General features: G+C 45.1%; 10 protein-coding genes. All 10 read left to right on the top strand.

What is annotated here, in order from left to right:
- Nucleotides 1–498 precede the first annotated feature (498 nt).
- The 10 genes from ACWXWT_RS18400 (at nt 499) to ACWXWT_RS18355 (ending at nt 9,701) form a co-directional block, all read left to right on the top strand.
- Nucleotides 499–1,854 (top strand): NCS2 family permease, encoded by a 1,356-nt coding sequence (locus ACWXWT_RS18400; protein ID WP_456043032.1) that lies wholly within the window; start codon nt 499–501, stop codon nt 1,852–1,854.
- A 648-nt stretch (nt 1,855–2,502) separates the two neighbouring features.
- Complete coding sequence (gene atpD, locus ACWXWT_RS18395) at nt 2,503–3,927, top strand: F0F1 ATP synthase subunit beta (protein WP_456043031.1); 1,425 nt, start codon at nt 2,503–2,505, stop codon at nt 3,925–3,927.
- A gap of 36 nt (nt 3,928–3,963) precedes the next feature.
- Nucleotides 3,964–4,374 carry a F0F1 ATP synthase subunit epsilon gene (locus tag ACWXWT_RS18390; protein WP_456043030.1) on the top strand — a complete coding sequence of 137 codons (411 nt, stop codon included), beginning with the start codon at nt 3,964–3,966 and terminating at the stop codon, nt 4,372–4,374.
- Nucleotides 4,375–4,570: 196 nt separating this feature from the next.
- On the top strand, nt 4,571–4,948 hold the full coding sequence (locus ACWXWT_RS18385) for an AtpZ/AtpI family protein (RefSeq protein WP_456043029.1): 378 nt from the start codon (nt 4,571–4,573) through the stop codon (nt 4,946–4,948).
- A gap of 106 nt (nt 4,949–5,054) precedes the next feature.
- On the top strand, nt 5,055–5,399 hold the full coding sequence (locus ACWXWT_RS18380) for an ATP synthase subunit I (protein ID WP_456043028.1): 345 nt from the start codon (nt 5,055–5,057) through the stop codon (nt 5,397–5,399).
- A complete protein-coding gene (locus tag ACWXWT_RS18375) occupies nt 5,396–6,136 on the top strand; it encodes a F0F1 ATP synthase subunit A (protein WP_456043027.1) in 741 nt (246 codons plus the stop codon). Before ACWXWT_RS18380 ends, ACWXWT_RS18375 begins: the two co-directional genes overlap by 4 nt.
- 31 nt (nt 6,137–6,167) lie before the next feature.
- Complete coding sequence (locus ACWXWT_RS18370; RefSeq protein ID WP_456043026.1) at nt 6,168–6,449, top strand: F0F1 ATP synthase subunit C; 282 nt, start codon at nt 6,168–6,170, stop codon at nt 6,447–6,449.
- A gap of 3 nt (nt 6,450–6,452) precedes the next feature.
- Nucleotides 6,453–7,289, top strand: a complete 837-nt coding sequence (locus tag ACWXWT_RS18365) for a F0F1 ATP synthase subunit delta (RefSeq protein WP_456043025.1) — start codon at nt 6,453–6,455, stop codon at nt 7,287–7,289.
- Nucleotides 7,273–8,826, top strand: coding sequence for an alternate F1F0 ATPase, F1 subunit alpha (locus ACWXWT_RS18360; RefSeq protein WP_456043024.1), 1,554 nt, complete (start codon nt 7,273–7,275; stop codon nt 8,824–8,826). Before ACWXWT_RS18365 ends, ACWXWT_RS18360 begins: the two co-directional genes overlap by 17 nt.
- Nucleotides 8,823–9,701: a F0F1 ATP synthase subunit gamma gene (locus tag ACWXWT_RS18355; RefSeq protein WP_456043023.1), complete on the top strand. Its 879-nt coding sequence runs from the start codon at nt 8,823–8,825 to the stop codon at nt 9,699–9,701. Before ACWXWT_RS18360 ends, ACWXWT_RS18355 begins: the two co-directional genes overlap by 4 nt.
- Nucleotides 9,702–9,989 lie beyond the last annotated feature (288 nt).

Genomic DNA, 9,989 nt, shown 5'->3' with positions numbered 1-9,989 from the left:
GATGCTGGAGGTAGAGTAACGCAGGAGCTTGTTACCGAGGATCACTATTCGCTTCAATCATCTGCCTTGCCTACAGCACTTTGAACTCCCGCTGAAAGATCACATATTTAATAGGATTGGTATTACATGCCCTTCCCCCCAAGTCTGTTATGGGGAACAAAGACTATTTGAATGCTTTTTATTGTGCGGTATACAAAACAGCTAGTTTGGCTGGAGTTTTTTAATGATGTAGAAAAATGCTAGCAGCCTCCTATTTCCTCATTGTCGATTACTGTAAACTCCGCGCCAACAAAGGCTATGTTGGTAAGCGTAAATTTTACCAGACATGTGTATAACAAATTTGTTTACCACAATATTCGCAGGTCACTAACGCTATATGCGCCAAGTGGATCTCTCACCTAAATATTTCTCGTTTAGGGCTCTACCTGCCATAGCCGTGTCGCCAATGGATAACCATTGGTTAACTCATCATTTAAGAGATCAAAAGGTATTATCACTATGAAGTCTGAACAGACTCTCTCAAACACTGCTGTTTCTGATTCATTTTTGGATCGCTATTTCAATATTACTGCCCGAGGAAGTACCTTAAAACGTGAAGTCATTGCCGGCTTAACGACGTTTTTGGCTATGGTTTATTCGGTGATAGTGGTGCCAAACATGTTGGGCACTGCTGGCTTTGACCCTGCTGCGGTATTTATCGCTACCTGTTTAATTGCCGCGTTTGGTTCGTTGCTCATGGGGCTATGGGCTAATTTGCCAATGGCCATTGGTTGTGCAATTTCACTCACCGCATTTACTGCATTTAGTATGGTGCTAGGCCAGGGAATATCGATTCCTGTCACCCTTGGCGCTATTTTCCTAATGGGTATCGTGTTTACACTTGTGAGTGTCACCGGTATTCGTCAATGGGTACTCACTAACCTGCCAACCGGTATTGCTCACGGTACGGGTATTGGTATTGGTTTGTTTTTACTCCTTATTGCGACCAATAGCGTGAAATTGATTGTATCAAACGATGCCGGTTTACCCGTAAAGCTTGGTGATATTAATAGCTTACCAGTTATCGCAACCATTGTTGGTCTTGCTATGACGATTGGGCTTGAACGCCGAGGCATGCCTGGTGGCATATTGCTGGTCATCGTCGGATTATCAATTTTTGGGTTAATATTTGATCCTAGCGTGACATATCAAGGCTTATTTGCTTTGCCGGACTTAATGTCTGAAACATCGCTAATTGGTCAGCTCGATATTATGGGCGCACTAAACCCAGTGGTACTGCCCATTGTGTTGGCATTAGTGATGACAGCTATCTTCGATGCAACCGGCACAATTAGAGCGGTTGCAGGGCAAGCGGAACTTCTCGATGATAAGGACAATATTGTTGGTGGCGGTAAGGCACTGACATCAGACTCTGTCAGCAGTATTTTTGCAGGCGTGGTCGGCGGCGCACCAGCAGCGGTTTATATTGAATCCGCAGCAGGCACCGCTGCAGGTGGTAAAACGGGCCTGACCGCGACCATCGTTGGCGTGCTATTTTTGATGATGATGTTTTTAGCGCCGTTAAGCTTTTTAGTGCCTGCTTATGCGACAGCTCCAGCACTGATGTATGTTGGTTTACTGATGCTAAGCAATGTCACCAAGCTTGATTTTGACGATAAAGTGGATGCAATGGCAGGGCTAACCTGCGCGGTATTTATCATTTTAAGCTGTAATATCGTTACCGGAATTATGCTTGGTTTTGTTACCTTGGTTATTGGCCGCATATGCAGTGGCGAGTGGCGTAAACTGCGACTTGGGGTTATGTTAATTACCCTTGGTTTAGTCGCCTTTTACATGGGTGGTTGGGCAATTTAACCCGATTATAGACCGAATATTAAGGCCAGCCATCGAGGCTGGCCTTTTTGTTGTCGACGGAAATATTGGCAACGACAGCACGTTAATATCGCGCACTAAAGTTAGAACGATGACCATCAAGGCAGCGACGGCCGACATCGCGAACTTACCAAATACTCAATAAACCAATGCCACCGCGCCAATAACCACCAGCATTCGAATTGATTAATCTTGCATTAGACAAGGGTAAAACAGAGGTTGCTGCAGCTCTATTACTCTGAATTGATCTGCGTCAACGCAAAGCACGCCAAAAGGTTTTTAATAAAGTAACGAGCTAAATATTGGCAAGGGTTTGATAAAGACTGATTGTCAGGCGTTAAGTTGGATAAATGTATACTTGTGGCCAATGTGTTGGTCTATTTTATGCTTGTTGGCACCTTTAAATAATAACGTCCGTATTTAATTATTTTACTGATAAAGGTCATCGAGAAGCGCATGGTAAAACGGCTCTGCTAGTACTATAACTAATAGACCAATAACACTCGAATAGAACAATTAATTGGCTAACGTCCATCTTAATCAAAGTCTAACGACGCTGACAAATCAGTAAATTTTCTATTACTTACCTCTATGCACTTCAATCTGGTTATCGGAGATAATCGACAGAATATGATGGATAGAAAAAATGCCTCACCCAATTCAGGTACAGTTATAGCGATACGCGGTAGTGTCGTCGATATTCTGTTTGCTGAGCAACTCCCTCCTATTCGCTCCTTGTTAACTACTGGGCACCAGCAGCAAATTTTAATCGAAGTTTTTTCGCAACTAGATGAACATCGAGTGCGCTGCATTGCGCTGACACCAACACAAGGGCTAGCTAGAGGCATGTTGGTAGAAGACAGCGGCGGCCCCTTATTGGCACCTGTAGGTAAAACCATTCTGTCGCGCATGTTTGATGTTTTTGGTAACGCCATTGATCGTAAGGCACCGCCAATAGGCACCCAATGGCGTTCAGTTCATAACGAACCGCCGGCCATCGCTCAACTGGCGACTAAATCCCAAGTATTCGAAACGGGTATCAAAGTGATCGATGTGTTAATGCCGCTTGAGCGTGGCGGCAAAGCGGGGTTATTTGGCGGTGCTGGTGTGGGTAAAACGGTATTACTGACAGAAATGATCCACAACATGGTCGGCCAACATGCTGGTGTGAGTATTTTTTGCGGTATTGGTGAGCGTTGTCGTGAAGGCGAAGAACTCTACCGAGAAATGAAAACCGCAGGCGTGTTGGATAACATGGTAATGGTGTTCGGCCAGATGAATGAACCACCTGGAGCACGCTTTCGTGTAGGCCATGCCGCATTGACCATGGCCGAATATTTTCGCGACGATGAACATCGCGATGTGCTGTTACTGATTGATAATATTTTCCGTTTTATTCAGGCGGGTATGGAAGTGTCCGGTTTAATGGGACAAATGCCAGCCCGTTTAGGATATCAACCAACCTTGGGCACCGAGTTGTCGCAACTAGAAGACCGTATCGCCAATACTGACAGCGGCGCGATTACATCCATTCAAGCGGTATATGTACCAGCAGATGATTTTACCGATCCCGCAGCGGTACATACCTTTTCGCATCTCTCGGCATCAATTGTGCTATCGCGAAAACGGGCCAGTGAAGGCCTTTATCCAGCCATTGATCCGCTGCTATCTAATTCAAAAATGGCCACACCGAGCATTATCGGTCGAAGGCACTATGACTTGGCGCAGAAAATACGCAGCACACTGGCACAATACGCAGAACTTAAAGACATTATTGCCATGTTAGGCATGGAACAGTTATCGCCAGCGGATCATAAAATTGTGGCGCGCGCTCGTCGTCTCGAACGATTTTTTACCCAGCCTTTTTTTACTACCGAACAGTTCACCAGTATGCCCGGAAAGCTGGTGAGTCTTAATGATGCTCTGGATGGATGCGAACGAATTTTACACGATGAATTTAAAGACTATCCAGAGAGTGCCCTATATATGATTGGTTCAATTGATGAAGCTATTAGCAAGTATCGCCCTAAGATCGACAGAGTAAACAGCCAGTAGTCGTGGCCAAGTCAACAGACAAACAAGGACCGGAATATGCAGCCTGCATACATGAACCTTAAAATTTTGCTGCCTTATAAGGTTTTTGCTGAGCAAAAAAATGTGGTGCGCATTGTCGCGGTTACGCATCAAGGTTCGTTTGGCATCTTGCCACATCGGCTTGACTGCGTGGCGTCACTGACAGCTGGGTTATTGGTGTTTGAGTGCGATGGTGCTGATGAGGTGTATGTTGCTATTGATGAAGGTGTACTGGTTAAAACGGGCTTTGATGTACTGATTTCGGTGCGTAATGCCATAGGCGGTTTGGCGTTAAGCGAATTACATCAAGCCGTTGAGCAAGAATTTATGCACTTAGATGAACAAGAACAGCAATTACGTTCGGTACTGATCAAGATGGAAAGTAATTTCATGCGTCGCCTGACTGAGTTCCATCATGACAGAGTTTAGGGCCTATCGTTCTATCAAGATGAATGCTGCCTAAAGGTTAGGCTTAACGCTTTAGCATTTTTAAACGCAGAATGGTTGTTGAGTGTTGGCTATTGGCTTAAATGACAAGACGCCACACAGAGTTAGTGTCGCAATGTTATCTGAAGAGTTAGACCTTAGAACACGTGTTAAATATGGAAAACAACAGGCTCTCACTATGAATCATAAACCAGAGGAAAACATCACTCCGGAAAAGCCACATTCCGAACCGCCAAAGCCTGAAAAAGATAAGTCCAACAACGACAAGTTTAGCCAGCAAGTTGAAGACATGGCAACACGAAAACTGAAGGCGCAGCGACATATCAATAAAACCGTCTGGACCGGTTTTGGGATGATGGGGCTTATTGGTTGGTCGGTGGTGATCCCAACGGTGCTTGGTGCAGTACTCGGAATGTGGCTGGATAAACACTATCCTGGCGAACATTCCAGAACCTTGATGTTATTGATTAGCGGGTTATGCCTAGGTTGTTTTAATGCTTGGCATTGGGTTGATAAAGAAGATAAGGAAATTCACCGAGGTGATGAACTCGATTGATTTTGTAGGCCACTTATTTGATGCAACTTATTGACGCAACTTATTTGACACAAAATTAGTTGATAGCAAATGACTCAATAGAAAAGTACTTGATGGAAAAGTCATTATGGAAAACGTATTGGTAGACAACATATTTGTAGAGCTCACATTGGCATTACTGGCAGGTGCACTGCTAGGGTTATTTTTTTTCGCCGGACTTTGGTGGACAGTTCGCCAGCTAAAATCGACTCAACATGTTGCGTTGTTATTTTTCGCCAGTCTGTTATTTCGCTCCGCCATTGTGATCGCTGGCTTCTATTTTATCGCTGGCGACAATGGATACCATTTATTAGCAGGATTACTCGGGTTTATGTTAGTGCGCCTCATGGCAACGCGATACAACCTGCAGGTAGAGCAGGCTCAATCGTTGGGGAAAACACTCATAGTCAATAAACAAGAAGACCGTTTATGAACCTTAGCCCAGACCAAATTATTTTCTGGCAAATGAGCTTTGTAAAGCTCAACGCAACCATTGTATTTACTTGGGTAGTAATGATGCTATTGGTGATTGGCTCAATCCTGATTACCAGAAAGTTATCCAAGGATATGCAGCGTTCTCGCTGGCAAAATTTGCTGGAAGTGGTGGTCATTACCATTAGCAAACAGATTGAAGAGGTTGGTCTGAGTAATCCCCATAAATATCTTGGATTTCTCGGTTCGTTATTTTTGTTTATCGCCACCTCAGCTATCTGTACGGTGATCCCCGGCTTCGAACCGCCTACGGGTTCACTTTCCAGTACCGTAGCGCTGGCACTATGTGTATTTGTAGCTGTACCTATGTTTGGTATAGAGAAGCAAGGCTTGCGCGGCTACCTCGCCTCCTACACCAAGCCAACTGCCATTATGTTGCCATTTAACCTTATCAGTGAAGTGTCGCGTACGCTGGCCTTAGCGGTGCGACTGTTTGGCAACATGATGAGTGGGGTGATGATCCTCGGTATTCTGTTGAGTATTACTCCCTTTTTGTTTCCTATTGTCATGACCCTGCTCGGTTTACTCACTGGCATGGTACAGGCCTACATCTTTTTTATTTTAGCAACCGTGTACATCGCTGCGGCGACTCGCATTCAACAACCGGAGCGCAAACTTGCGCAAGATGGCTCGGCCACCACCGAGAAACAAGATACAAAAACGGGCTCTCAACAATGAACCACCACCTTAAATTGATTTAGGAGTGATTATGGACAGCATAACAATTATAGCAATGGTATCGATTATCACCGCTGGGTTTACCATCACCATCGGTGTTATTGGACCTTCACTCGGTGAAGGAAAGGCGGTAGCGACGGCGCTATCCTCTTTGGCCCAACAGCCAGATGCATCAGCCACCATTACCCGCACACTGTTTGTCGGTTTAGCGATGATAGAATCAACCGCGATCTATTGTTTTGTGGTAGCGATGATTCTGCTATTTGCTAACCCTTTTTGGAATTACGTGATCGACCAAGCTGCGGGTATATAGGCTATGTTAATCGATTGGTTTACCGTATTTGCGCAAGTGATAAATTTTTTGGTACTCGTGTGGCTACTGAAGCGGTTTTTATATCGGCCCATTCTTGATTCCATCGATGCCCGTGAAAAACGAATTGCCGCAGAAATAGCAGACACTAAGGCTAAAAGAATTGAAGCAGAGCTTCAACGAGAAGAGTTTCAGCAAAAAAATGCCGATTTTGAGCAACAAAAAACCACTCGTATAAATAAACTAAAAGATGAAACAGAAGCCGAACGCGCTCGTTTACTTGAAGCTGTAAGACTGGAGTCACAAGGCCTACGAAAAAAATTACAATTAGCGCTTAAAAACGAGCAACTCAATTTGCAAGTGGCAATCAGCCAACGCGCACGGGAAGAAATATTCTCGATAGCGCGTAAGGTACTTGGCGATCTTGCTGGAACCTCTCTAGAAGCATCCATGACAGATATTTTCATTCGCCGTTTGAATACCTTAAACGATGAGGAAATAGCCTCGCTACAATCGGCAATATCCCCAGCAATTAATGCCGCTGCACAACCTATTTTAATTCGAACCGCCTTTGCACTTCCAACACCGCAGTGCTCACTTATTGAAGCGGCTATTAAAAAAATATTGGGTCACGACATACCAATCCAATTTTCAATAGAGCCCGATGTCATCAGTGGCATTGAACTCAGTATCAAAGGTCAAAAAATCTCATGGAGTATTAACGAATACCTCAGTTCATTAGCAAAACGAGTTGACGAGTTACTGCAATCCCCTATGAATATTGAACAAGCTAACAATACTCACTCAACAACAAAGACAGACAATCATGAAGCTAGCGCCTGATTTACTGCAAGCAACATTTGAGCAGACATTTTCGATTCTGCAGCAAGCACGGCGGTCTTTTTCACCACAACTGCAACCACGAGAAATAGGCACCATTACCAGTATTGCTACTGGCATAGCAAAAGTGTCAGGTTTACCTGGGGTCGGTTTTGAAGAAGTACTGAAATTCCCCGGTGATATTTTTGGCATTGCCTTTAATGTTGATGAAGATGAAATAGGCGCGGTACTGCTTGGGGATTACTGGCATTTGCAGGCAGGTGATGAAGTCGAACGCTGTGGGCATCTAGTTGATGTGCCTGTGGGAGAAGGGCTGCTCGGCCGTATTATCAATCCTATCGGTGAGCCCTTAGATGGCAAAGGCAGACTGATTGCCAGTGCACGCTTACCCGTTGAGCGTCCCTCTCCTGCAATTATGAATCGAGCATCTGTTAGTGTGCCTTTGCAAACCGGTATTAAAGTTATCGATGCGCTTATTCCTGTTGGCCTTGGGCAACGTGAATTAATCCTTGGAGATAGGCAAACGGGTAAAACCGCCATTGCCGTTGATACTATACTTAATCAGCGTGACAAAAATGTACTCTGCGTATATTGCGCGATTGGACAGCGCGCCTCAGGTGTGGCAAAAGTGATTGCGATACTGCATGAACAAGGCGCCTTAGAATATACCGTTGTGGTGGTTACCGAAGGCAATGATCCTCCAGGCCTTGCTTATATAGCCCCTTATGCAGCGACCAGTATTGCAGAATACTTTATGCAGCAAGGCCGCGATGTATTAATTGTATATGACGACCTGACCCACCATGCCAGAGCCTATCGAGAGCTGTCTCTGCTGTTACGTCGGCCGCCCGGTCGTGAAGCTTTTCCCGGCGATATCTTTTACATCCATTCGCGATTGTTAGAGCGGGCAACTCACTTGAGCCCAAATTTAGGTGGTGGCTCATTAACCGCGCTCCCCATTATTGAAACCGAAGCGCAGGATATTTCCGCCTATATTCCGACAAATCTTATTTCAATTACCGATGGGCAAATATACCTTTCACCCTCGTTATTTGAACTGGGCGTACTGCCCGCTATCGACGTCGGAAAATCGGTTTCTCGTGTTGGCGGTAAGGCACAACGAGCCGCTTACCGAGCGGTGGCATCAAACCTCAAATTGGCTTATGCGCAGTTTGAAGAACTGGAAACATTTGCGAGTTTTGGCGCACGATTGGATGACAGCACACTAAAAACTATCGACCATGGCCGACGCATTCGTGCTTGCCTGAAACAAGCAGAGTCCACGCCTATTTCGATGGTAGAGCAAATAGCAGTATTACTGGCATTAACCGCTAATCTATTTGATGAAGTCCCTTTAGATGCAATGAGCCAAGCCGAGCTTGCAGTACGCGCGGCCACTGCCGATATCCCTGTTGAAATGACCGCAAGATTAGCAAGCACCGAAAAATTAACAGATGAAGATCGCGACGGGATTTTGCAGCCGGTCCGTGATGCACTTGCACCATTTATGCACAGTCAAAAGCGAAAGGAAATCACATGAGTGAAGGCGTTACCAGTCTACGTCACCAAATCACCAACGCGGAAGAACTTGACTCTGTAGTGCGCAGTATGAAAGCCATGGCGTCGTCTAATATCAGTCAATACGAAAACGCAGTTCGCTCGTTGGATGATTATTATCGTACCGTGCAACTTGGGTTAACAGCCTGTTTTCAGCAACATAAATCCACCCGTTCCATCGCTAAACAAGCGCAACCAGATAAAGCATCCATTGGTGTAATCGTATTTGGTTCTGACCAAGGCCTTGTCGGGCAATTCAATGAAGTCATGGTGGAGTTTGTCAGCAATTCATTAATGAAGTTGCCAGGCAATAAAACCCTATGGGCTGTAGGCGAACGTCTTCAGTCACGGCTAGCAGACACCAAGCTGACGCTGGAGCGAGGTTTTATGCTGCCAAATTCCATCAATACTGTTTCGACACTGGTGGGTAACATTTTGATAGAAATGGAAACGCAGCGAGAACAAGGCACTATTGATAAAGTATATCTTTTTCATCATCGTCCCCATTCTGGTTCAATATACACCCCAGTAAGCCAACAACTTTTACCGCTGGATCACCACTGGCAACATAACCTTGCTAGCATTCATTGGCCGACCAATAACATACCCGAGGTCATGCCTGAGCGGGAGCAAACGTTACGCGCTATGGTGCGCGAATATCTTTTTGTTAGTCTGTTCAGAGCTTGCGCAGAATCACTTGCCAGTGAAAATGCCAGTCGCTTGTCTGCAATGCAGCGGGCAGAAAAAAACATCGACGAGCTGCATGCAAGCCTTAAGCAAAAATTTCATAGCCTACGTCAAAGTGGTATCGATGCGGAATTGTTCGATGTCATCTCTGGATTTGGATCAATGGAATAAAAATAGGTTGAATATCAAGGGCCGTGAACGATTCTATTTTCTGCCCTGTGCCACTGACGTCGTAACACTTCACCCACACCAGACTAACATCGCAAGGTTCCCCCCAAGCACGGGCCAAATACTTTGTCTATTGTGACAGAGTTGAGGCGCTTACTCCTTAATAATACCAATCCTATTAAATATGTGATCTTTCAGCGGGAGTTCAAAGAGCTGTAGGCAAGGCAGATGATTGAAGCGAATAGTGATTCTATTTTGAAAGCATCTAACGAAGCATAAAGGACTTTGAAA

The organism is Shewanella sp. A22, from assembly GCF_053850585.1.
The sequence above is the reverse complement of the archived record's forward strand: the minus strand, read 5'-3'. Positions and strand labels throughout refer to the sequence as shown.